24 protein-coding genes and 1 tRNA gene are annotated in these 22,102 nt (G+C 57.8%); 14 read left to right on the forward strand and 11 right to left on the reverse strand.

The genetic code is table 11. From position 1 onward, the window contains the following. Positions 1 to 76 precede the first annotated feature (76 nt). From NW862_RS05700 to NW862_RS05710, 3 genes are read left to right on the forward strand one after another with little or no spacing between them, the layout of a single operon-like run. Positions 77 to 2,572 (forward strand): dynamin family protein, encoded by a 2,496-nt coding sequence (locus NW862_RS05700; protein ID WP_414426998.1) that lies wholly within the window; start codon positions 77 to 79, stop codon positions 2,570 to 2,572. Further along, positions 2,565 to 3,131, forward strand: coding sequence for a hypothetical protein (locus NW862_RS05705; protein ID WP_414426999.1), 567 nt, complete (start codon positions 2,565 to 2,567; stop codon positions 3,129 to 3,131). Before NW862_RS05700 ends, NW862_RS05705 begins: the two co-directional genes overlap by 8 nt. 23 nt (positions 3,132 to 3,154) lie before the next feature. Next, positions 3,155 to 4,357: a hypothetical protein gene (locus NW862_RS05710; protein WP_414427000.1), complete on the forward strand. Its 1,203-nt coding sequence runs from the start codon at positions 3,155 to 3,157 to the stop codon at positions 4,355 to 4,357. Positions 4,358 to 4,384: 27 nt separating this feature from the next. Here NW862_RS05710 and NW862_RS05715 read toward each other — a convergent pair. The 4 genes from NW862_RS05715 to ureG form a co-directional block, all read right to left on the reverse strand. Next, positions 4,385 to 4,464, reverse strand: a tRNA-Leu gene (locus tag NW862_RS05715). A 49-nt stretch (positions 4,465 to 4,513) separates the two neighbouring features. Then, positions 4,514 to 6,028, reverse strand: coding sequence for a hypothetical protein (locus tag NW862_RS05720; protein ID WP_414348799.1), 1,515 nt, complete (start codon positions 6,026 to 6,028; stop codon positions 4,514 to 4,516). Positions 6,029 to 6,065: 37 nt separating this feature from the next. Then, positions 6,066 to 6,851, reverse strand: coding sequence for an urease accessory protein UreD (locus NW862_RS05725; protein WP_414427001.1), 786 nt, complete (start codon positions 6,849 to 6,851; stop codon positions 6,066 to 6,068). Next, positions 6,848 to 7,498, reverse strand: a complete 651-nt coding sequence (gene ureG, locus NW862_RS05730; RefSeq protein ID WP_414335227.1) for an urease accessory protein UreG — start codon at positions 7,496 to 7,498, stop codon at positions 6,848 to 6,850. Before ureG ends, NW862_RS05725 begins: the two co-directional genes overlap by 4 nt. 71 nt (positions 7,499 to 7,569) lie before the next feature. Here ureG and NW862_RS05735 point away from each other — a divergent pair, with 71 nt between their 5' ends. Both NW862_RS05735 and NW862_RS05740 read left to right on the forward strand, forming a co-directional pair. Next, positions 7,570 to 7,824, forward strand: coding sequence for a hypothetical protein (locus NW862_RS05735; protein ID WP_414335225.1), 255 nt, complete (start codon positions 7,570 to 7,572; stop codon positions 7,822 to 7,824). 162 nt (positions 7,825 to 7,986) lie between these two features. Next, the gene (locus tag NW862_RS05740) at positions 7,987 to 8,544 is read left to right on the forward strand and encodes a carboxymuconolactone decarboxylase family protein (protein ID WP_414337178.1); all 558 of its coding nucleotides are present in this window, start codon (positions 7,987 to 7,989) and stop codon (positions 8,542 to 8,544) included. Here the strand turns inward: NW862_RS05740 and NW862_RS05745 are convergent. Continuing rightward, positions 8,541 to 8,864 (reverse strand): DUF3288 family protein, encoded by a 324-nt coding sequence (locus tag NW862_RS05745; protein WP_414335221.1) that lies wholly within the window; start codon positions 8,862 to 8,864, stop codon positions 8,541 to 8,543. The two genes, NW862_RS05740 and NW862_RS05745, sit on opposite strands and share 4 nt — an antisense overlap. Before the next feature lie 172 nt (positions 8,865 to 9,036). Between NW862_RS05745 and NW862_RS05750 the strand changes: the two genes are divergently transcribed. The 4 genes from NW862_RS05750 to ndhI are packed head-to-tail and all read left to right on the forward strand — an operon-like array spanning position 9,037 to position 12,301. After that, entirely contained in the window at positions 9,037 to 10,221 is a 1,185-nt protein-coding gene (locus NW862_RS05750; RefSeq protein WP_414335237.1) for an NAD(P)H-quinone oxidoreductase subunit H, read from the forward strand. A 30-nt stretch (positions 10,222 to 10,251) separates the two neighbouring features. Next, a complete protein-coding gene (locus tag NW862_RS05755) occupies positions 10,252 to 10,455 on the forward strand; it encodes a hypothetical protein (RefSeq protein WP_414335220.1) in 204 nt (67 codons plus the stop codon). Between the two features lie 59 nt (positions 10,456 to 10,514). Beyond that, a complete protein-coding gene (gene nuoH, locus NW862_RS05760; protein WP_414335218.1) occupies positions 10,515 to 11,636 on the forward strand; it encodes an NADH-quinone oxidoreductase subunit NuoH in 1,122 nt (373 codons plus the stop codon). A gap of 47 nt (positions 11,637 to 11,683) precedes the next feature. Then, positions 11,684 to 12,301: an NAD(P)H-quinone oxidoreductase subunit I gene (gene ndhI / locus NW862_RS05765; RefSeq protein WP_414335216.1), complete on the forward strand. Its 618-nt coding sequence runs from the start codon at positions 11,684 to 11,686 to the stop codon at positions 12,299 to 12,301. 220 nt (positions 12,302 to 12,521) lie between these two features. On the opposite strand, the gene NW862_RS05770 is transcribed toward ndhI, so the two are convergent. Continuing rightward, positions 12,522 to 14,063, reverse strand: coding sequence for a right-handed parallel beta-helix repeat-containing protein (locus NW862_RS05770; RefSeq protein WP_414427002.1), 1,542 nt, complete (start codon positions 14,061 to 14,063; stop codon positions 12,522 to 12,524). A 373-nt stretch (positions 14,064 to 14,436) separates the two neighbouring features. Here NW862_RS05770 and pdxA point away from each other — a divergent pair, with 373 nt between their 5' ends. From pdxA to NW862_RS05785, 3 genes are all read left to right on the forward strand, one after another. Next, a complete protein-coding gene (gene pdxA, locus NW862_RS05775) occupies positions 14,437 to 15,483 on the forward strand; it encodes a 4-hydroxythreonine-4-phosphate dehydrogenase PdxA (RefSeq protein ID WP_414368705.1) in 1,047 nt (348 codons plus the stop codon). 44 nt (positions 15,484 to 15,527) lie between these two features. Continuing rightward, on the forward strand, positions 15,528 to 16,643 hold the full coding sequence (locus NW862_RS05780) for an aldo/keto reductase (RefSeq protein WP_414335235.1): 1,116 nt from the start codon (positions 15,528 to 15,530) through the stop codon (positions 16,641 to 16,643). 128 nt (positions 16,644 to 16,771) lie between these two features. Further along, positions 16,772 to 17,332 carry a hypothetical protein gene (locus NW862_RS05785; protein WP_414427003.1) on the forward strand — a complete coding sequence of 187 codons (561 nt, stop codon included), beginning with the start codon at positions 16,772 to 16,774 and terminating at the stop codon, positions 17,330 to 17,332. Positions 17,333 to 17,366: 34 nt separating this feature from the next. Here NW862_RS05785 and NW862_RS05790 read toward each other — a convergent pair whose 3' ends face one another. The 5 genes from NW862_RS05790 to NW862_RS05810 all read right to left on the reverse strand — a co-directional run bounded on the left by NW862_RS05790 (position 17,367) and on the right by NW862_RS05810 (position 20,738). Continuing rightward, positions 17,367 to 17,597 carry a DUF2555 domain-containing protein gene (locus tag NW862_RS05790; RefSeq protein WP_414336153.1) on the reverse strand — a complete coding sequence of 77 codons (231 nt, stop codon included), beginning with the start codon at positions 17,595 to 17,597 and terminating at the stop codon, positions 17,367 to 17,369. Between the two features lie 500 nt (positions 17,598 to 18,097). After that, positions 18,098 to 18,694 (reverse strand): response regulator transcription factor, encoded by a 597-nt coding sequence (locus NW862_RS05795; RefSeq protein WP_414336152.1) that lies wholly within the window; start codon positions 18,692 to 18,694, stop codon positions 18,098 to 18,100. 165 nt (positions 18,695 to 18,859) lie between these two features. After that, on the reverse strand, positions 18,860 to 19,450 hold the full coding sequence (locus tag NW862_RS05800; protein ID WP_414337181.1) for a pentapeptide repeat-containing protein: 591 nt from the start codon (positions 19,448 to 19,450) through the stop codon (positions 18,860 to 18,862). Between the two features lie 156 nt (positions 19,451 to 19,606). Continuing rightward, the gene (locus NW862_RS05805; RefSeq protein WP_414348804.1) at positions 19,607 to 20,458 is read right to left on the reverse strand and encodes a DNA-formamidopyrimidine glycosylase; all 852 of its coding nucleotides are present in this window, start codon (positions 20,456 to 20,458) and stop codon (positions 19,607 to 19,609) included. 52 nt (positions 20,459 to 20,510) lie between these two features. Beyond that, positions 20,511 to 20,738, reverse strand: coding sequence for a photosystem I reaction center subunit IV (locus NW862_RS05810; RefSeq protein ID WP_414336138.1), 228 nt, complete (start codon positions 20,736 to 20,738; stop codon positions 20,511 to 20,513). 114 nt (positions 20,739 to 20,852) lie between these two features. Between NW862_RS05810 and NW862_RS05815 the strand changes: the two genes are divergently transcribed. Together NW862_RS05815 and NW862_RS05820 are read left to right on the forward strand one after the other, a co-directional pair. After that, positions 20,853 to 21,725, forward strand: coding sequence for a penicillin-binding transpeptidase domain-containing protein (locus NW862_RS05815; protein WP_414336139.1), 873 nt, complete (start codon positions 20,853 to 20,855; stop codon positions 21,723 to 21,725). A gap of 116 nt (positions 21,726 to 21,841) precedes the next feature. After that, positions 21,842 to 21,994 carry a chlorophyll a/b-binding protein gene (locus tag NW862_RS05820; protein ID WP_011429120.1) on the forward strand — a complete coding sequence of 51 codons (153 nt, stop codon included), beginning with the start codon at positions 21,842 to 21,844 and terminating at the stop codon, positions 21,992 to 21,994. Positions 21,995 to 22,102: the final 108 nt, after the last annotated feature.

Below are 22,102 nucleotides of genomic sequence, written 5' to 3' on the forward strand. Positions count from 1 at the left end.
AACAATGCGAAGGAAACGAACGACGGTATCAGCAAGATGGATATAATGCCAGCGAAGCGGCTTGAGAACTGTTGGCATGTCATCTTCAACCCTATCTGATGGAGCGCATCACCGGCTTGATTCTATGGATCCCTCGGTAGCTTTGCAGACCGCGAGAGACTCACTATTTGACCTCGGCAACCTCACCGCTGGGATCGTTAACGAATACCACGACGTAGTCAGCAACTCCGTGCTGCTGGAGAAGCTGGAGAACTTTCAGGTTGTCTACGAAGAGGCCAATGCCCGCCTACGGAAGCCCTCCTTCCGGATTGCCACCATTGGCACCACCTCTTCAGGTAAGTCCACCATTGTCAACGCTCTCATTGGTCGGAAAATCGCGCCTATCGAGGCCCAGGAGATGAGCGCCGGGATCCTGCGGATTAGGCACGGCGAGCGGAGCAAGTTAGTTATCCACAATACAGAAGGAGCCACCTGGGAATGCGGCACGTGGGAAGACCTGAGGGACGAAGAGATCTACAGCAGGCTCAAGCTGACAATGGAGGCTTACCACCAAGAGCGGCGAAAGAAGAGGAAGAAGGAAGATAAAGCCGAGGTAGTCATCCCTCAGATAGACGTTGAGTGTCCGCTCCTTCCTGTCAGGGCTTCTTCTCTATTAAACCTGCCTGAGGGCTTACAGGTTGAGATTTATGACTTGCCTGGCCTGAACTCAGTCCAAGATAGAACAAGCCTCAGGATCATCCAAGAGCATGTCAGCAAGTGCTTTAGCCTTGTTGCACTGGATTACTCTCAGACAGATTGGCAAAGACGAGAAGCCCTCTTGAGAGAGCTAAAAGATGTTGTGGAGTTTCTCCGAGGTCAAACCAGCTTGATGATTTTCTTGCTCAATAGGGTTGACATGCGAAATCAAACCGACAACCCTCTAGAGCAAAAGGTCGAGGAGCTGAGAGAGGAAATTAAGGAGATTCTGGATCTTCCAGAGCTGCCTTTTATCATTCCGCTCTCTGCTAAGGCGCTCTTCTATGCCCAATGTGCCTGGGGAGCCAACTCTTCCGAAGGATCGGATGTGGATCCCAGTACTAAACAATGGATGCTCAGCGCTCTTTTTGAAGACTGTGCTAATCTCATCAAGGCTTCTACAAGAGGTGATAGGGAGCTGAAGTCTTGGATAGCAGACCTTGAAAACAAAGTCGAGGAAGGGCAGGCAATATCTGACAATGACACTAGGCTCTTGCTTGGCTACATCCGAGAGTGGAGCGGCGGCAACTTGCTATGGAGAGCATTGCGAGAAAGGATTCAAGCAGACACTGCAAGAGTTGTTATTCTCCCGGCAGTGCTACAAGTGATCAACTCAGCTAGAGAGATTAGCAGTGCCCTAGATGTCATAATCAATACAAGACAAATTCAGACGCTAGAGGAAGTAGATAGGCAAAGAAAATATATTCAAGAGAAACAAGAGCAATGCAAGGAAGCAATCAATCAAGTTGCCCAATCGTTTATCGATGACATTACAGGCTTACTCAACCAAGTTGCCAGTGCTAGTGGCACTCCTGAGTCCCTATCAAAGATTGAGGAGGAAGCCAGAAAGAAGGGCTGGCAGGGGTTTCCCGATTTTATTGACTTTGTGGACGAGCAAGTTAAAGATTTGATTAATAAAATCATTGCTCCAGTTCGAGATGCACTCAAGCAAGAAATTGGTGTTTATCCGCTAGAAGATTCTCTGAAAGAAGTGATCCCTGCTCACATTGCCAACCTCGTTGCTAGATCTTGCGACATGACACTCAGAACGTTGAGGGATTGTGAGTGTCAGGGAGACAGCCTGATTCTGAGAGTACCTGTTGAGGAGAAAACCAAAAAGCCTCATGAGAAGATAGAAAGAGCTGAGCGCGCTGTTTTAGCTCTCTACCAATCGGTTAGGGACGCTCTCGAACATAGGGCCGAGTTTCTGTTACAGGCGAAGGCTCAAACTTTTGAGAGATTTGCGAACTCATTGATCTCTCAGCTTATTGCAAACCTTATTGGAGCCGTTGAAGAAATCCTCACAGTCTCTGAGGAAGATAAGCTAGGGATCCAGGAATTGATTCAAACTGGCGTTAAGCTGAGAAGCGAGCCCTTGCGCCTTACGCAAGATGTCTTTCTCTTTAATAAAAGAGCAAAGATAGAGACTACAAAGAAGGACAAAACTACAATAGTCGAGGAGCCTAGATCTTGCTTTGGAGGCAAGGAGTACAAGATAGCTAAAGTTGGGACGGAGTTCTATCAACAGCTAATTGTACCCAGCTTCGATAAGATGGCTGAGGAGTGGTCAAGCGGAGCAGATGCTGGTAAGCGAAAATTGTGGCAAGTTCTGAAAGAATGGATCATAGGTTACATGGAAGAACTAAGAGAGGCTACTCAAAAATTGGTTAGAAAAGCACTTGACCTTTCTATGGGCGAGCTAGATGAGCAAAGAAGGCGGATTGAAGAGAACTTTAACCAAGCAGTAGCTATAGCCGAAGATCTGGAGAATAGGAAGAATGCAATTGAAAGTTTTGTTCAATCTTTGTCTTGCTTAGGGAGTGGGAATGATGAGTGAGAACGACAAAGAGCAGGGAGAGCTTCTTGCTAAATTAGCTGCTGTAGGACTTGGAGCTATCGTTGGTGGTGCTATTGGAGGACCAATAGGGGCTGCTGTTGGAGCAGCTGCTGGACTTGGGCTTGCAGAACTTAGGCTTGCAGAAAATTTGCCCGAACCCAAGCCTTCCGAACGCGAAAGTTGGGTCGTGCTAGCCTCGAGGGCTAGCCAGTTTCGCGAATACTTTTCTCACCTTTCTCCCGGACAAAAAATAACAGAGAAGAATGCGTGTGAGCTTCTGTATAAAAACTCAAAGTATATCTGGAGAGGCACACAGAAAGAGTTTGAGGCTCTGAAAGAGGAAGTCGAGAAGTTTCCGTCTGAAAATCTCAATGATGAAAGTGCTTTTTATCTAGTGGCTCTCGAAGCTGACGAGGAGCTTCCTGGACTTCGCAAAGATGCGAGTCCTCTTGAGCGAAGGGATGCGTTTCTGGCTCTATGCAGTAAAGCAAAGATTGTCTGGATCTCCCCCCCATTACATTTAAACTCCTTTGCCAACAAGGATTTCTACCTTGTGTGACCGGAACTTTGGGAGCGTAAGTCATGCTCATTCCAACTCTCCTTTTTGCTTCTCCTTCGATTGTCAGCGGGCTTTTGGATGGATCCCTGGTTCGCTACGGTGGCGTTGTTCGAGAAGCTGCCACGGGTCGCATCGTCAAGCATTTGGCCGAAGCTCCTGGCCTGACCAGCTTGCTGATGAATGCGCCGGTATCTCCTGAATCCGTGATTAATGCCCTTGGTCACCAAGCCACTCATCGAAAGCTTGAGGTTTTGCAGCAGACTGCCACCAAGATTTTGGGGCTTTCTCAGGTAGCTGCTGGCGCTAGCGTTTTAAACCTGGGGGTTAGCGCTATTGGCTTTACCTACATGCATTTCCGCCTGAATCAGTTGCAAGACTCTATTGCCCGCCTAGAAAAGATTGTTAGGGAAGGGATCCAAGACATCCAGCAAAAGCTAGATGCACTTTCTGGCCAACTGGCCTATTTGCAAGCTTTGGCCGTTCAGAGTAGAGCCGAAATTCTGTTGGCTATCTCCAATTTGCATCGTGCTCTTTTCATTCAAAGTCTTGCTAAGCTGCAGGCAGAGCTGGTTAGTTTGCACCGATTCCCTGAGGCTTCTCCTCGCGATGCCCTTAAGGCGCTAGCGGAAGCCCGCATCTTTTTCTCCGACCAAGCCCATCAGATCCCTGTTGAGCGCCAGGCCCACTGCCTACTGCTTGGCGATATTGCCCTCAAGGGTTGGGCAGTTTCCTTAGCGGCGGAATCCCAGCTTCTGCTTAAGCATGGGTACCTGCAAGATGCCGTCGATGCCCTGGACTTTGAGGTTCCTCGTTTCCGGGAACTAAGCGAAAGGTGGTGTGCAGCTCTCTTGCCAGCGGATCGACCTCAGCTCCGGACGGCCTATACGTACACAGCTCCCGGCTTTGCTGGCCACATCTCTAGCGAACGCATCCAGCGCATTGCTCGTCTTTCCCCATTTGATCGAGCGCTTACACCGGAGCAGCGCTTCCTTAGGGAAAAGAATCTTTCTGTCGAGTTCCAGATGACCTACTTCCAAGAGCTGGACAAGTCTTGGTACCTTTCCCAAGCGGCTTTAGCCGAATACCTAGACACCCTCAGCGAGCTCGCGGAGCGCCTTGAAAGTCTCCAGTCTTTTGCTCACCTCTGTCGAGAGCTTAACCAGGCGGATCCCTACCAATTGATCCCATCTGAACCCCAAAGTCTTTATCTATTATCTGCTGGGTAATACCTGCAGCCTAGCAGCTCGAGGGCATGGGCAAGGTCGGATTCGAACCGACACGGTTTCCCGCCGCATTTTGAGTGCGGTGCGTCTACCAGTTTCGCCACTCGCCCGGACTAGAAACATTATCCTACTGAACCGGCGCAACCTCGTCAACCACTCCTACGCGCTGCGGGCTTGCTGCAGTTGTTGAGCTTTTTGCCGCAGCTTGCGGGTTTGCTCCATCACTTCCTCCAGATCTTCGTGGGAGAGGCGCTCCACGTAGTTGATCTTGATCTCTTCCAGCAAGTCCTGTAACAGGGAGCGAATTTCCTCCAGCACATGTTGCTGGGTGAGTTCGTTGGCCAAGACTTCGCCAAAGCGCCGCAACAGTTGGGCCGCCAACTGGGAGCCGACGGGATCCTCGAAGCTGTTGGTCAAGGTTTTATAGGTGGTGGTGGTCAGCTCGCTGGCCAGGCGCTCCGTCAGTTGGCCGGGCAGGGATCCGAGGCCGGGCAGCCGTTCCAGGGTTTGCAGGGCGGGGAGTTGTTTGAGCAGGCCACCCAGGTTGTAGCGGAGCAATTGCTCCACCTCCGGCTGGACCTGGGGCAGGACGCGGTAGAGGACGGTGCGAAAAACCAGGTTGGCAATGGCTTCCAGCTCGTTGATCTCGTTGAGGTCGATGTAGCTGCGGGAGGGATCGGCTGCCGGCAACAGGGGCAGGGATCCCCGCTGGATGGATGCCTGGATTTGGTTGATCACCCGCACGACGATGACCTCGGTCAGGTCTTCGGCGAAGTTGGCGACAAAGCCTTGGCTCACCTGAGCGCGAACCCGCTCCAGATCCAGCAACTGCGCCTGTCCCAGCCGGATGGTAACCGGGATCACCCGCAGCCAGCGCCAAAAGGGCAGCAGCAGCAGCACATCGTACCAGCGCCAGAGCATGGCATCCAGCCAATTGACGCCGGTGTAGCGACGGCTGATGGCCACCGTGCGCAGCACAAATTCCAGCCCAAACAGCAAGGCAAAGGGAAGGTCCAGCAGGGGGAAAAAGTCCACCGGGTTGCCGCTCTCGCCGATGGGGCGGGAGTAATTGGTCTCGAAGAGGGGGCGCAGGCGGGCCTGGAAAAATTCGATCCCGTCTTTGGGATCGACGCTGGCCAAGTATTCGGCAGTCCAGAAGCGGGCGAAGGCAGCCCTGGCCGAGTCGGCTTCGGGGATGTGCTCCCGCATCAAGTTGAGGATGCGCACAAACTGGCCGGTTTTGTTGGCGGCCTGAAAGGGGTTGGTCTCGATCATCTCGTCGCTCAGTTGCCGCAGGCGGGCCAGGATCGGTGCCGCAGCTTCCGACTCCACCCCAAAGCGCAGGGTGACCTGGCGCAGCTCATCCACCAGGGCCAAGTAGCGCTGGGTTTCCGGGTTGGGCTCAATGCCTTTAACCGGGTCGTACAGGTCGGTTACCGGGGAGCGGCTGGTCTGTTGGGAGAGGATGGGCAAGGGAATGGGAGGGCCAAAGGCACCGAAGATCTGCACCCGCCCCTGGAGCCAGAAGTCTCGCCAGGGCACGTAGCTGAGGTCGAAGAGCACCAAGCACAGGTTGCCCAAAGCCAGCAGGGCCATTCCTTTTTCGTAGAGGAGGAGCCAGCGGCTTCGCCCCTTGCGGACGGAACGTCTGATAATGCGTCGAGCGGCGTTCATGATCTCGTGCAACGGGTTGGGCTAAGCCAGCCCTAGCCTACCACCCCTGGCTTGAGCTTCTCTTGGCCGGGGCAAGCTGTTGCACAACTTGGCCAAACTGCTGCCAGATGGCCTCTGCCTGGGGTCCCACCTGGCGCAAGATCCAGCCCTGACAGACGGGATCCGGCGACCGCAGCAGCCAGTGGTGCGTATCCGTCGGCCACTCCGGCTCTGGCCAATCCCCCAGTAAGTACAGGGATCCCCAGCAGAGATGGGATCCCAGCACCGACGCGGCGGAGATATGCTGGTGGGGAAAGCGCAGGTCTAGGTGCTCCTGCAGCCAGAGTTTGCTCCCGTCTGTGGAGGCGGGGATCCCGGCAGCGACCCAAACCCGCAAGCTGCTGGAAAGGCGCCGAAACTGCCAGCATTCCCCCATGGCCAGCCGCCCGGCTGTCCAGATCTCGGCATAGGCCAGGCGGGCACTGGGATCCAGTTCGATCTGCACCTGTTGGCGGAAGTCTGCTCCTGCGCCCAGAATGGTCGGGTGAGGGATCCAGATCAGTTGGCTGGTGGGAGCCAGCTTGACCTTGGCCTGTTGCCGGCTCAGGCCGGGGTGGAGGCGGGTTGCCCCTTGGGTGCGAATTTCCAGCGCTGCGCCTGCCCCCAGCTCGATGGCGATGCGGTGGCGATCCCCGCCCAGCAGTCCACCATTGGGGTTGCGTAGGTAATAGAGTGGCGGCTCACCCGGGGATCCCAGCCATTGCAGGGGGGCCTGAGAATACTCCCAAATGTGGGTCTGTTGGCCTTGGCGGCTGATCTTCAAGAGGGCCTTGCCGAAGTTCACAGGTGGCTCACAGAGGGAGAATCGGCCTGGATGGAGCGAAAGAGCACCTCCCGCTCCAGCCAGCCCAGGATCTGCTCCAGCCCCTCGCCCGTGCGCAGGTTGGTGAAGACAAAAGGCCTGTCCCCCCGCATGCGGCGGGCATCCCGTTCCATCACCCCCAAGTCTGCCCCTACGTAGGGCGCCAGGTCGATCTTGTTGATCACCAGCAGGTCAGAGCGGGTGATCCCCGGCCCCCCCTTGCGCGGGATCTTGTCCCCTTCGGCCACGTCAATAACATAGATGCAGGCATCCACCAGCTCTGGGCTGAAGGTGGCTGCCAAGTTATCCCCCCCCGATTCCACCAGGATGAGATCCAGGGGACAGAAGCGGCGCTCCAGCTCCTGAATGGCATCGAGGTTGAGGGAGGCGTCTTCCCGAATGGCCGTGTGGGGACAGCCGCCGGTCTCCACGCCGATGATCCGCTCCGCTTCCAGCGCCTTGGCCCGCACCAAAAACTCGGCATCTTCGCGGGTATAAATGTCGTTGGTCACCACGGCCAAAGACAGGTGATCCCGCAGCGACAGACAGAGCTTTTCCACCAGGGCGGTTTTTCCGGATCCCACCGGGCCGCCAATGCCAACCCGTACCGGCTGAGCAGTCTGCACCATTGTGCCCGACCTCTGATACCTGAGGCTCTTTTTGGGCATTTTAGAACCAGGTGCTCGCAAGGGATCCGGGTATGGTTCGACTTTTGGTGGCAACTGCCGTGGTGCTGGTGGGCTTTTTGGTTGTGAACCGCCTCTATCGCAACCCGCTCGGTTCAGAGCCGAGGCCGGAACAGGCCAGCCCTGAGGCCGCCCAGCAAGGAATCCCCCAGGGAGGGCCGCTGCAGATCTACCAGTCGCGGGAACAGCTCCAGCAAACCCTCAATCAAGGGGCTACGGCCACCCAACAGCAGGTAGAAGCCATTGAGCAATCCTTGGGCAACCCATGACCGGGAAAAGCTTTTCAGGCAAGAATTGCCGGAAGGTTCGAAGTTCAATCCTGGGCGGGAGCAGGGATCCCTGAGGAAACAGCCAGGGCAGCGGAGTGGAAGGCTTGGGCGGATCCCCCAAACGCGCTAAAGTCGAGAATGCTGCAATTTTATAGATCATCCATGCGGATCCCTCCTGTTCCCCCAGAAAAAGCCGATAAGCAACTGCAGAAGGTTTACGAAAGCCTGGAGAAAACCTATGGCACCGCCCTCAACCCGCTACAGGTGATGGCCCATAAGCCGCAACTGATGCGGGCGGTGATGAACCTTTACGGGGCGCTGCACACCGACAACCCCAACTTGCCCGAAGAGCTGAAGGAGCTGGTCAGCATCCGCATTGCCCAGATCAACGGCTGCCGCCACTACTGCCTGCCCTACCACACCCTGCAGGCGCAAAAACACGGAGCTAGCCCGGCCAAAATTGCGGCGGTGGCCCAGGCCCGCACCAGCACCCTCTACACCGAGGCGGAGAAACTGGCCATCGAGTACGCCGAGCGCATGACCGTGCCCAGCATGGTGGTTACCGATAGCTTCTTTGCCCAACTCAAAGCCATCTGGTCGGATGAAGATCTGGTGGAGCTCTCGGCCTGGATCGGCTTTATGAACTTCTGGACCAAGGTCATCGCTGCTTTGGATGTGCCTCTGGATCCTGTTTTTGCGGAGCAACTCCAGGCCTCCTAGGCCCAGTCGTCTCGCGTGCTGAAGCTGCGGTCGTACACCTGGCCGCGAGCGTGGATCTGGCGGGTGCGGGCAAACAGCTCCTCTTCGCTCAGGCCCCACTGCTCCAAGATCTGATCCAAATCCTGCTGCAGATCCCAGGCGCCAGGGAAACCTTGATAGCGGATGCGCAGACGGGCGACTTCGGCCAGCACCCAATCGGAGGGAGGGTTCTCCCGAGCCTGCGCCATCAGCTCATCAAGCACAGCCCTGTCGGTAGCATATAGCGGATGCTGTTGCTCCCGCCGAGATAAGCCATTCGGGGGTGAACCAGATGCCGCCATCCCTCTCCTTACCTTTTTTAAAACACTCTAGCCGAACCCATTAGGGGATCCTCAATGACGAAAATTGGGATCCCTGATGGCCTGAGAGATCGAGGAACCGCGGGAAAGCCGTTATACTGCAAATGTTGCAGACCATAAACATTCTTCAGTTGCGGAGGCGGCGGCTATGCCCATGCCCATGATCGAGACCCGTACCGACCGGATGCTGCTCAACTTTGGGCCGCACCATCCCTCTATGCACGGGGTCTTGCGCCTGCTGGTCACCCTCGATGGCGAAAACATCGTCGATTGCGAGCCGGTGATCGGCTACTTGCACCGCGGCATGGAAAAAATTGCCGAAAACCGCACCGTGGTGCAATACCTGCCCTACGTCTCCCGCTGGGACTACGGCGCTGGCATGTTCAACGAGGCCATCACCGTCAACGCCGTCGAGAAACTGGCCGGGATCCCGGTGCCCCGGCGGGCCAGCTACTTGCGGGTGATCATGTTGGAGCTGACCCGCATCACCAACCACCTGCTCTGGTTCGGCCCCTTCTTGGCGGACTTAGGCGCCCAAACCCCCTTCCTCTATGCTATGCGGGAGCGGGAGTGGATCTTGGATTTGTTTGAAGCCGTCACCGGCATGCGCCTCATCAACAACAACTACTTCCGCGTCGGGGGCGTAGCGGTGGATCTGCCCTACGGCTGGACGGAAAAATGCCTCGATTTTTGCGAGTACTTCCTGCCCAAAGTAGATGAGTACGAGCGGCTGGTTACCGACAACCCCATTTTCCGCCGGCGGCTGGAAGGGGTGGGGGTCATCTCCAAGCAGGATGCCATCAACTGGGGTCTATCCGGCCCCATGCTGCGCGCCTGCGGCGTCAACTGGGATCTGCGCAAGGTGGATCACTACGAGTGCTACGACGACTTCGACTGGGAGGTGGCCGTTTACCCAGAGGGGGATTGCCTGGCCCGCTATCGGGTGCGCATGAAGGAGATGCGCCAGTCCTGCAAAATTGTCCAGCAGGCGGTGAAGGCCCTGCCCGGTGGCCCCTTTGAAAATCTGGAAGCCAAACGCATGCTGGAGGGGCCAAAGTCGGAGTGGAACAAAGGCGATTACCAGTTCATCAGCAAAAAACCCTCGGCCAACTTCAAGATCCCCAAAGGAGAGGCCTACGTGCGGGTGGAGAGCGCCAAAGGCGAGCTGGGCATTTACATCGTCGGCGACGACAATGTCTGTCCCTGGCGCTGGAAAATTCGTCCGCCTGGCTTTGTCAATCTGCAGGTGCTGCCTCAGCTCATTCGCGGCATGAAGGTAGCCGATATGATCGCCATTCTGGGCAGCATCGACATCATCATGGGGGAGGTGGATCGCTAAAATACCGCTAGGAAAGCGAGGATAAAGGCGATGGCCTGGGCGATCTTGGTTCTGCCGCTCTTGATTGTTGCAACTATTGCCGCAATTATCGGCCCCAAGCAATGGGCCAAGTACCAAGAAGAAAGGCGTCGCCGCGCAGAGCAGCTATCCGATGCTCGCCTCCAGGCCATCATTCAGCAGGAGCTACGCCGCCGCCACCGTCCCCCTCAGTCGGATCCCAACGGCAAGGCTTAGTTAACGCACGGGATCCAAGGTTTTTTTGACCCACCGTCTTTAGGGAGCTACTCAACCCCATGACAACTGCCGGTATCGACCTACAGCTTGGCTTTGAGACTGCCCTGCAAAACTTGGGCTTGGGCCCAGGTGCTGCCCACGCCCTCTGGATGCCCCTACCCATGTTGTTGCTGGTCATCGCCGCCACTCTAGGGGTGATGGTGATGACTTGGCTGGAGCGCAAGATCTCGGCAGCGGCCCAACAGCGGATTGGCCCCAACATGGCCGGGCCGCAGGGGGTGCTGATCCCGATTGCCGATGGCCTCAAGCTCTTGACGAAGGAAGATGTGCTGCCCAGCCTGGCCGACCCGGTTTTGTTCACGCTGGGGCCGATCCTCGTTTTCCTGCCGGTCTTTTTGTGCTACCTGGTGGTTCCCTTCGGCCAGAACCTGTTGATCTCCAACATCGCCATCGGCGTCTTTTTCCTGATCGCCACCTCCAGCGTGCAGCCCATCGGCTTGTTGATGTCCGGCTACGGCTCCAACAACAAGTATTCCCTGCTGGGGGGGCTGCGGGCGGCGGCCCAGTCGATCAGCTACGAGCTACCCCTAGCTCTGTCGGTGCTGGCGGTGGTGCTGATGAGCAACGGCTTGGACACCGTGGGGATTGTGGAGCAGCAGAGCGGACTGGGGATCCTCAGTTGGAACGTCTGGCGGCAGCCGATTGGCTTTGTCATTTTCTTGATCTCGGCCCTGGCGGAAACGGAGCGGATCCCGTTCGACTTGCCGGAAGCCGAGGAGGAGCTGGTGGCTGGCTACCAAACGGAGTACTCCGGCATGAAATTTGCCCTGTTTTATCTGGGATCCTACGCCAACTTGCTGCTGGCTTCCCTGATTGCAGCGGTGTTGTACTTGGGCGGCTGGTCGTTCGTGGTGCCGGTGGAGACGATCGCCGCCTGGGCTGGGATCCCGTTGGACAACCCCTTTTTGCAGATCGGCGCGGCGGTCTTAGGGATTCTCATGACGATGGTCAAGGCTTTTATCTTCGTGTTCTTGGCCATCCTCTTGCGCTGGACCTTGCCGCGGGTGCGTATTGACCAACTGCTGGACTTGGGGTGGAAATTTCTGCTGCCCGTCTCGTTTGTCAATTTGCTGTTGACGGCAGCTTTGAAACTCGCCTTCCCAAGCGTTTTCGGGGGTTGAATGAAAGTAATGAAAGTAAAGAAAGCGAGAGAGGGAGAGAACAGGCCATGACTTTTCTGAAGCGAGTTGGCGAATACGTAAGCGATGCTTTCAAAGCGGCCAAGTACATCGGCCAGGGGATGGGGGTGGTTTTCGACCACATGGGCCGTCGCCCGGTGACTGTGCAATACCCCTTTGAAAAGCTGATCCCCTCCGAGCGCTTTCGGGGACGCATTCATTTCGAGTTCGATAAGTGCATTGCCTGCGAGATCTGTGTTCGGGTTTGCCCCATCGACCTGCCGGTGGTGGACTGGGCCTATAACACCGAGATGAAGAAAAAAGAGCTTTACAGCTACAGCATCGATTTTGGAGTGTGCATTTTCTGTGCCAATTGTGTGGAGTTTTGCCCCACCAATTGCCTCTCGGTTACCGAAGATTATGAGCTAGCCACCTACGACCGCCACGACCTCAACTACCACCAGGTGGCGATGGGCCGTTTGCCTTCCAAGGTCACGGAAGACCCGATGGTGACGCCGCTGCGGGAGTTTGCCTACCTGCCCAAGGGGGTGATCGATCCCCATGAGCTGCCTGCCGGATCCCAACGGGCTGGCAAGCGGCCGGAGGAGATTCTGGCAGAAATGAGAGCCGCCAAAGAGGCGAAAGCAGCCAAGGCCGCCGTGGAATAGGGATCCCCTGCACTCGGCACTGCTGTCCCTCACCCCCGACCCCTCTCCCCCTGGGAGAGGGGAGAAGAACTCTGCTTCAAGAAGGTGTTTTGTGGCCGCTATGGCTGTTTGAACTTGTGCGGCTCACTTGTCTGCAAGGTGGGGAAAAGTTTTCTGGATCCCTGAGTCAAGAACTGGAATGGGGGTGTCCAGGACGGATGGATGCCAGCCTTAGCCAACTCTAGGGAAAGGAAAAGGTAAACCTGCTCGCAGAGCCAGGAGAGGTGGCCGATCCGCTGAAGGTTTGTGCGGCGCTTCCGCTTTTGCGAACTGTTACAGTAAAGGGAATGGGAGCAGTGACCTGAGAACAGCGCCGGAACAACCTCACCTCAATAAGGTACAGGCCTGAGGGCGGGGTGGAGGCCCAAAAAACATTCTCTACAGGATTTTCTGTTACGGCAACGCAGTCGGCATTGGCATCCACATCTAGCTGTCCCCCAGAAGGAATAACCCGATTGTCAAAAAACACTGTCTGCTGCCTGGGATCCGTGACATATAGGTCAAGGTCATCGATAGTGCTCCAGGTGAGAGTAATCTGAATTGGGCCGGTGCCGAGCACCGGGGGAGTTGGAGATGGCCTCGGAGTCGGGAAAGGGGTCGCTGTCGGCGTCGGCGCAGATCCGCCGCCGATTCTCTCAGCAAAGTTCCCCTGGAAGCTGTTGCCGGCCAAGTAGGCGGCGACTACTGCCGCCGGTGTGCCGGGGGCTACTTGAATGGCTACCCCCGCGCCCTCGCCCCGAGCTAGGAACGTATTTCCGGTAATGGTGCGGGCCTGGGTTCCTTGCAAGATGCGAATGCCGACGCTGCCGGCTATCCTGCCCACGCCGATCTGGTTGGATTGAATCGCCGGCACCGATCCCGCTCCATCCAGTTGGATCCCGGTGGTGCCGCCGGCATCTGTCTGGCGAGCCTGCAGCGCCAACCCAGCCGCAGCAGTAGGCGGATCCCCTTCGATCTGGTTGTTGCGGAAGATCCCGCCGGAGTTGTTGCTGTAGCGAACCGCCAAAGCTCCCAGAGCTTGCAGGAGGATCGCGTTGTTCTCGAGGGTGGGATTGCTCCCCGGCACAGTGCCTATACCCACCCCACCGGCTTTGCTGACAATGGGTGAGACGCTCGCGACCCGGCCATTGCCGGAGATCTGCACACAGGGATCCAAAAATTGCTGGCACAGAATCTGAGCCAGTTGGCCCAAAGCCCCTTCCAGGACGGCGGCATTGCCGTTGACCAAGATGTTGGAGCGGGGATCGTTGAGGGTGACCTTGCGCGGCTGAAAGGTGCCGTCGTTCACCTGAACCCGTCCGCCCCCCAGCACCACGTCCACCCCCTGCAGGCTGGTTTGGCTGGCTACAATCACGTCAAACAGGCCGGTGAGGATCTCGTAAGCTGTGGAGTTGGTGACGCGAATGCGCCCGCCATTGGTGCCGTCGCCCCCATCCAGGGCCAGGTTGCTTTGCAAAGTTTCCCTGCCCGTCCCCAAGATCTGGATCAGCACCTCTAGCCCCGCTGTGGCGCTCTGTAGCCGCTGCGCTTCCGCAACTGCATCGGCCAGCTTGGTGAAGGGGCCCCTGACCGGATCCACTCTTAGGATGACAGGCTCCCCAGCCGGTGGCGAAAGAGACGGAGAGCTGCTGCCACTCCCCCCACAGCCGAGGGCAGCCCCCGCCAACAGGGGCAGCAGCAGGGAACGGATCCTCCAAGCAGATTTGGATACCTGGTCGGCCATAGGTGGAAAGCTCTTTACAAGTGCCTACTCGGTCAAGACTATCAGAGCAGCCAACAACTGCGACAAAGTACAGACGGCCGAGCCGGTGAAAATACTCTCTAACGAATCCCCTGCTCAGTCAATCCTTTGCCAGGGATCCGCAATCAATTGGCAACAAAAATCTCAAAAATCTAACGTTCTTCGGGAACTTGGATGGTTGCGGCGATAATGTCCTGCTTCAGCTTTCTGCGTGCTCTCTAGAAATTGGAAGCGGAAAGAAGAAAGCCTGCTGGCGGGCCTAGGGCCAGAATGGATTAACGTATCCCCCTTTTTGGGGGATCTCTAGGAATTGGCAAGAAAAGAAAAAGGAGCGCCTGTCTTGTCGAGAGAAGACCTGATGAGCCTGTCACTGCCCAAACTGGCCCTGACGTTGGGGGATCCCACGGGAATTGGGCCGGAGATTGTGCTCAAGGCGCTGGCAGAGCCCGAGGTGCGGGCCTGTGCGCGGATTACCGTGGTGGGCGATCGGCAGGTTTTGGAAGCTACCCACTGCCTACTGAGGGAGAGGTGTGCGGCTACCTTGGCCGATCCGGCAGGGATCCCAATGCTGGAATGCGACACAGGCTTTCGGTTACAGTCTGGCCGTATTGGTCGAGGGGATGCCGAGGGTGGGGCGGCCAGTTTTGTGTACCTGAAAACGGCAATCGAACAGACGCTGGGGGGCGAGTTTCAGGGGATCGTGACAGCGCCCATCGCCAAATATCTGTGGCATCGAGCCGGCTACCGCTTCCCCGGCCAAACAGAGGTGTTGGCCCAACTGAGCGGAGCTGAACGCTACGGGATGATGTTTGTCGCCCGTTCCCCCCACAGCAGTTGGCAGATGCGGGTTTTGCTGGCCACCACCCACATTCCCTTTGGCCAAGTGCCCACCGTGCTGACCCCAGACTTAGTGCGCACAAAGTTGGACTTGCTGGTGGGATCCCTGCGCCACACCTTCGGGATCCCGGATCCCGTGATCGCGGTGGCCGGCCTCAATCCCCATGCCGGCGAACGGGGTCAACTGGGATCTGAGGAAAAAGAATGGCTGACCGAGCTGCTGCGCACCTATCCCCACGCCCAAATCTGGGGGCCGCTTCCCCCTGACACCATGTGGCTGGCTCCCGCGCAAGCCTGGCACGGCCAAGGATCCCCAGCCGTGGCCGATGCCTACTTGGCTCTCTATCATGATCAAGGCCTGATCCCGGTGAAGATGCTGGCTTTTGAGCGGGCAGTTAACCTGACGATCGGGTTGCCTTTCATCCGCACCTCCCCTGACCATGGCACCGCCTTCGATATTGCCGGCCAAGGGGTGGCCCGCGCCGAGAGCCTCAAGCAGGCGATCCGGCTGGCAGCAGAACTGCTGGGCAACAATTCCCAACAATGCCTGTACCCGGCAATCTGAGGCTGTCTCCCGCCTCGAGGGGACGATTGGATGCGAGAACCGGAATGCTCTACCGCCGCTTTGGACGCACCCAGCAGCTCATTTCAGCCTTTTCTCTGGGCAGCATGCGCTTGGTCAATGTGCCCAGGGATCAGGCTCAGGCAACCGTTGAGGCAGCCTTGGCTGCAGGGATCAACCACATCGAAACGGCCCAGGCTTATGGTCACGCCGAGGCGCTCTTGGGCGAGATTTTGCCAGCTCTGCCCTTCCCACGCCATCAGTTGATTTTGACCAGCAAGCTCACTCCCAGCGATTGTCTGCGGGAGCGGCTGCAGGCATCCCTGCGCCGTCTGCGGGTGGATTATTTGGATCAGTTTGCCTTTCATGGTATCAATCTGCCGGAACATCTGGAGTGGGTACTGCAGAAAGGGCTGCCGATTCTCAAGCAGCTCCAGCAAGAAGGCTGGGTGCGCCACATTGGGTTTTCCACCCATGGATCCCTGGAGTTAATCCTGCAGGCCATCCAGACCGGATGCTTTGACTTTGTCAATTTGCACCATCACTTTTTCCAACAGCGCAATGCGCCGGCTCTGGAAGCGGCTGCCCAGCAGGATATGGGCGTGTTCATCATTTCTCCTGCCGATAAAGGGGGAATGCTCTATCGCCCCCCTCAACACCTGCAAGAGTGCTGTGCGCCCTTCAGCCCCTTGGAGTTTGCCTATCGTTTTCTGCTGGCAGATCCGCGTGTGCACACCCTCAGCTTGGGTGTCACTCATCCTGAGGAGTTGCAGGTGGCCTTGTCTGCTTTGCAGGATCCCGACCGTTGGTGGGTGGAGGGCCCACGGATCCAGGAACGGTTGCGCCAAGCCGAGCAGGAGCGTCTGGGATCCAGCCGCTGCGCTCAGTGCTACGCCTGCCTGCCCTGCCCAGAGGGGATTCACATCCCCGAAGTGCTGCGGCTGCGCAACTTGGCCATTGCCCACGACATGACAGAGTTTGCCCAGTACCGCTACAACATGTTTGGCCAAGCCGGACATTGGTTTCCGGGCTTGCCTGCCGACCGCTGTACCGAATGCGGCGACTGTTTACCCCGCTGTCCAGAGCATCTGCGGATCCCAGAGTTGCTGGCTGAGGCTCATCGGTTGCTGCATCGCTCTCCTATTCGGCGGCTCTGGGAGTAGCAGCTCGCTCTATGGCTTGACAATGCCACCTGTTTTGTTTGGTCGAGTTTAGCTCGAAGTTGGCAGAGATTTGCTTATAATTGCCTGAGCGCGTTGATTAACTTTAACTCGCAAGGCGGAGCGTCCGGGTGAACAGTCAGAGTCAAGACCGCTTAGATCGGGTGGAGCAACTGCTGGCTTGGACGGCCGAACAGGTTGCTGCCAACAGCCGAGAAATCCAGGAGCTGCATCAGTCCATCCAGGCCAGCCGCGCTGAGTCTGCCGAGCAGAATGCCGCCCGCCTGCGGGAAATCCAGGAGCTGCATCAGTCCATCCAGGCCAGCCGCGCTGAGTCTGCCGAGCAGAATGCCGCCCGCCTGCAGGAAATCCAGGAGCTGCATCAGTCCATCCAGGCCAGCCGCGCTGAGTCTGCCGAACAAGCTGCTGCCCAGGCTCAAAGCTTGCGAGAGCTACAGCAGGTTGTCAGCGAGACCCGCTCTGACCTGGCCCATCTTGCCGAATGGGCAGAAGAAGTGACTCAAGCTCTGATTACTCTCACCGCTCTACAACAAGAGCACGAACGGGCTATGCAGGCCATCAACCAACGTCAAGCGGAAACGGATCAAAGGTTCAACATCCTCCTTGAGGAAGTACGCTACCTAATTCGCAAGCAGATTTCTGACGGAAGTCCTCCTCCCCCCTCAGCCTGAACACCAGGATCCCTTCAGAACTGCGAGGGCAGCCCTAATCTTCATCCACTTCCCACTCCAATAGGTGTGCATAGGGAGCCACCAAGCTGGGAGCATAAAAGGCAATGGCTCGAAGGGCATGCCAGTCTTCCAAGCAGCCAAAGACAGTTGGGTAGTCATTGCGCTCCAACCGCTCTGCAATTGCGGCCACATCAGCTTCGGTAAACTGGCCGGGATCCATTCCCTTGGCGGGGGCTTCTACTTTGGACTTGGATCGGGCAGACATAGGCAGTTTGAACACGCTACAAGCCGATCTTAACCTCTTCTTTTCGCGCGGCGAACCTTGACCAAAGACTTAACATATAGCCATTTCAAATAGCAATAAAACGGTTTGTGACATCGTTATGGCTACGCAACGCTGTCGCGAACGCGCCGGCGGCGCGGAGCGCTATCCCTTACTCCCCGTTCCAAAGGGGAGGATTCTGAATGACTGGTATTGCTTGGCAACGCTGCGTGAACAGTTTCCAGATACCAGATAGTTGTTTGCTTTTTTAAGAAAGGTGTGGGTTGGTGTTGTGTCGAGACCAAAATGCAGCGCTTAACATTCTGCGGGGGGCACTGGAGCTGTTGGGGATGGAGTGGAACTGCCCCGCAAGAGGGAACGACTGGGGAGACCAACACCTCTGCTGTGGAGGGGGAACCCAAAACAGTAAGTGGGGTCGTTGAACCAGTAATCCCAAAGGGCGACCTTGGGAGAATCCCCTAGCTTTAGCTATGGGGAGTATGTCAAAAAATCCCCAGTTGTTGTGCCTTGAGGAGGGCGGTGACGCGGTCGGTGGCGTCTAGCTTGCGGTAGGCGGCGCTGGCGTACTCTTTCACGGTCTCGACACTGATGCCGAGGCGGCGGGCGATCTGCTTGTTGGCCAAGCCTTGGCTCATCAGTTGCAGCACGCACAACTCGCGGGGGGTGAGCTTGGGCAACTCCTGCCGGGCAGGCAACCAGTCTCGGTCGGGGTTGGCCAAGATCTGCCGAATAACGCGGGCCAGCTCCGCCGGATCGGTTTCTTTGGAGAGGTAGCCTTTGGCCCCAGCCCGCCGCGCTGACTCGATCAAGGCCGGCTCCTGAAAAGTAGTCATCATCACCACCACCACCGGCAGGCCCAGCTCGGCAATCTGTTGGCAGGCGGCGATCCCGTCCCCATTGGGCATACGCACATCCAAAATGGCCACCTCGACGGGGCAACGGCGACAGTACTCAACGGCCTGGGATCCCGTCTCGGCTTCCGCCACCACCTCGAATCCTTGCGCTTGCAGGGCAAACTTCAGCCCCAGCCGAAACAGAGGATGGTCATCGGCGATGAGGACGCGGACAGGAGAACTCATGGCAGGGGATCCCAGCCTATGAGAGGGCTGAGTTCATTCTGCCCACAAGAGGGATCCCGGATAACGTGCCCTCACCCCCAACCCCTCTCCCAAAGGGAGTCAACCCAAGCGCTCCGCGCCGCTCACGCGACCACCCCCAACCCCTCTCCCTTTGGGAGAGGGGAGTTAGTTTTTCACAAAGACCATGCCCCAGGCACTGGGGTTGAAGGCGGGATCCAGCCGGGTTTGGGCATTGTACAGAGCGCCCGTCAGATCGGCTTCTTCCAAAAAAGCGCCGCGTAGATCGGCCCCACGCAGATCGGCCTGGCGCAAGGTGGCTCCTGTCAGGTCGGCGCCGGCGAGAATGGCCCCTCGCAAATCAGCGCCGCTGAGGTTGGCCACCTGAAGATTGGCTCCTGTGAAATTGGCCTGCTGCAGGTTGGCCTGGCTGAGATCGGCTTCCCACAAAAAAGCTCCGCCCTGCTCCGCACCGCTCAGGTTGGCGCCGCGCAAATCGGCCAAGTTGAGGATTGCCTGGGAGAGGTCGGCAGCTTGTAGGTTGGCCTGCCTGAGGATGGCTTCTTTCAGGTTGGCCCCCTGCAAATCAACTCCCGGCAGCTCGGCTCCTGTCAGGTCGCAGGCGGGGCAATCTTTGCCGGGAAAAACGACTTGAGAGCGGCCCAGTTGGGCGTCCAACTCCAGTTGGGCAAAAACAGGAACCGCCGGCATCCCGACCACCCCGCCGAGGAGACCGACCCAGAACTGGGGCCATGCCATTTTTTTCACTGGGATCCCTCCCTCACCCCCAGCCCCTCTCCCAGAGGTGCTCAAGCGCTCCGCGCCGCTCACGCGACCACCCCCAGCCCCTCTCCCTCTGGGAGAGGGGAGCTGGGGATCAACCTAGAACTATAGCTGCTTACGGGGGATACGCCATCAAGTCTCAACCTGGCCTGGAAGTGGCTGGCAGTGGGGGCAAAAGTGGGCTGAGCGGCCCGCCAGCTTGATCCGCTGAATGGGGGTGCCACAGAGGCGACAGGGATCCCCTTCTCGACCGTACACCCATGCCTGCCCTTGGTAGTTGCCGTTAAGCCCACGCAGATCCCGGTAATCCCGCAAGGTGGTGCCCCGCTGCTCCAGCCCGACCCGCAACACCTCGATCAAAGCTTCCCGCAGGCGTGCCTTGGCAGAGTCGGAGAGCTGCAAGGCGGGCGTCAAGGGGTGAATGCCGCTCAGAAACAGGGCCTCGTCGGCGTAGATGTTGCCCACCCCCGCCACCAGCGACTGATCCAGCAGGGCGGTTTTGATGGGGCGCCGGCTCTTCCGCAAGGACGCCTGGAAATAGGCTTCTGAAAAGGCCGGCGACAGCGGCTCCGGCCCCAAGCTCTGCAGAGCGGCGATCACCGTCTCCGGCTCCACCCCGGCGGGCACCAGCCACATCTGGCCAAAGGTACGCAGATCTACAAAGCGCAGCTCCCACCCCCGCTCCAGGCGCAGCCGGACGCGGGTATGGGCCGGCAAAGGCTCGGATCCCTGAACCCAGAGCAATTGCCCGGTCATGCGCAAATGCACACCCAGAACCGCTCCGGAATCTAGGGATCCCAAAAGATATTTGCCTCGCCGCTGCCACTGGGTAAAACAGGCGCCGATTAAGCTTTGCCCAAAAATCTCCTTTGCCGGATAGGCAATGGTGCGCGTCAGGAGCACCTCCACTGCCAGTATCCGCGGCCCCAGGGTGAGGCGCTGCAAATCTTGCCGAACCGTCTCAACTTCTGGCAGTTCCGGCACAGAACGCCTCACTCAAGCAACACAGCTCCCGGCGATGAGAACTCCCCCTGGTTTAGCTAGCCGGGGTGGCTTTGGCCTTGGCTTTGGGAGCTTCCAGCACCTCCAGCTCATCTTCGCGGAAGTTGTTGGTGTTGATGTTGTAGTAGTTGATCTTGTCGAAGCGGACGATCACCGGATAAAGAATGCCGCTGGTATCCACCGCCGCAACCGTTCCCACATCCCGATACCAGTAGGATTCTTTCCGCAACACACGGACTTTGGCACCACGCTGAATCGCCATGAGGGTTCTCTCCATTGACCTGCACTTCAGATTACCCTAGTCCGTGAGAAGGCTGCGATTTCCGAATTTTTGTAACAGGGATCCCTGTCGTTCTTGGCTGGGGAGGGGGAGCCGATGAAACGCCGCACCTGTGGGGCCTGGCTCTTGGGTTCTGCTGTGGCCTGGGGTTTGCAAGGGCTGCCCCATCCGCGCGATTTTGCCATTGTCCTCAACCTGAACACCGGTCGTCTGACGAGGGTTTGGCAGCCGGAGCAGGCTGCGCAGATCAGGGCCAGCCCTGGCTCAACGGTCAAGTGCGCCGTGGCCGCCGCTGCCTTGCAGACCGGGATCAGCTCCGGCGAGCGGGCCATCCACTGCCCCGGCTGGTGGGATCCGCCACCGCAATTGGGGTTGGGCCGGCTCACTTGCTGGGATCCGCGCGGACATGGGGAGCTCAACTTGCGCCAAGCTTTGGCTCGGTCTTGCAACGTGCATTTTTACCAGTTGGGCTGGGAGCTGGGGGCCAAGACCCTGGTGGAGTGGCTGCGCCGCTTTGGTTTGACCCAGACAGAAAACACGGCCCCGGCACCGCTGTTGGCGACCGGTCTGGCCGGCTCGGCGGATCCCTGGGAGCTGTTGGTGTATGCGGGGGTGATCGCCCGCCGCGGCGTTCCCCTTTCTGGGGAGATATCCCTGCCTGCTCTCTCTTTGCCGGATCGCATCTGGGATGCTCTCCATGCCGGCATGCGTTTGGCAGCAACGGCGGGCACCTGCCGCGGCATCGCCCCAGACGGGATCCCGGTGGCCGCTAAGTCTGGGACCATCCTTAATCCTCACCGACGCGGACAACCCGTTCTCTGGGCCGAAGATTTCCAAGCTTGGTTGCTGGCTTTTTGGCCTCTGCCGGATCCCCGCTGGGCGCTGGTGCTGCACCTGCATCAGGGCAAAGCCTACGAGGCGGCCATTCCCCTGGCGCGGCAGATCATCGCCGCCATCGGAACCAGATGATCACCTTCCTTGCAATCATGAAGAAATGCAAACTATACTGAAGGTTAGCTGCTGTTCCTGTAATCGTTCTTTGCGGATCCCTGCTCACCCTCGTTCCAATTCCATTGGAGGTTCTTATGTCCAACCCCAACCTGTCTGAGCCCAAGTTTGGATTTAACGAATATGCCGAGCGTCTCAACGGTCGCGCGGCCATGATCGGCTTTGTATTAGCCATTGTCATTGAAGCGGTGACGGGCCAAGGCGTCGCCTCCTGGCTGGGCCTGATCTAGAAAACTCGGCTTGCTGCGCTGCGGGCCCTAGAGTTAGTCTTGAAGCGACAAACGGGAGACTCTTGGATCCTGGTGAGTGGAGAGGCAAGCTTAGAGGCCCTGCTTGCC

It is taken from the genome of Synechococcus sp. H55.8, assembly GCF_047462375.1.
Classification (GTDB): Bacteria; Cyanobacteriota; Cyanobacteriia; order Thermostichales; family Thermostichaceae; genus Thermostichus.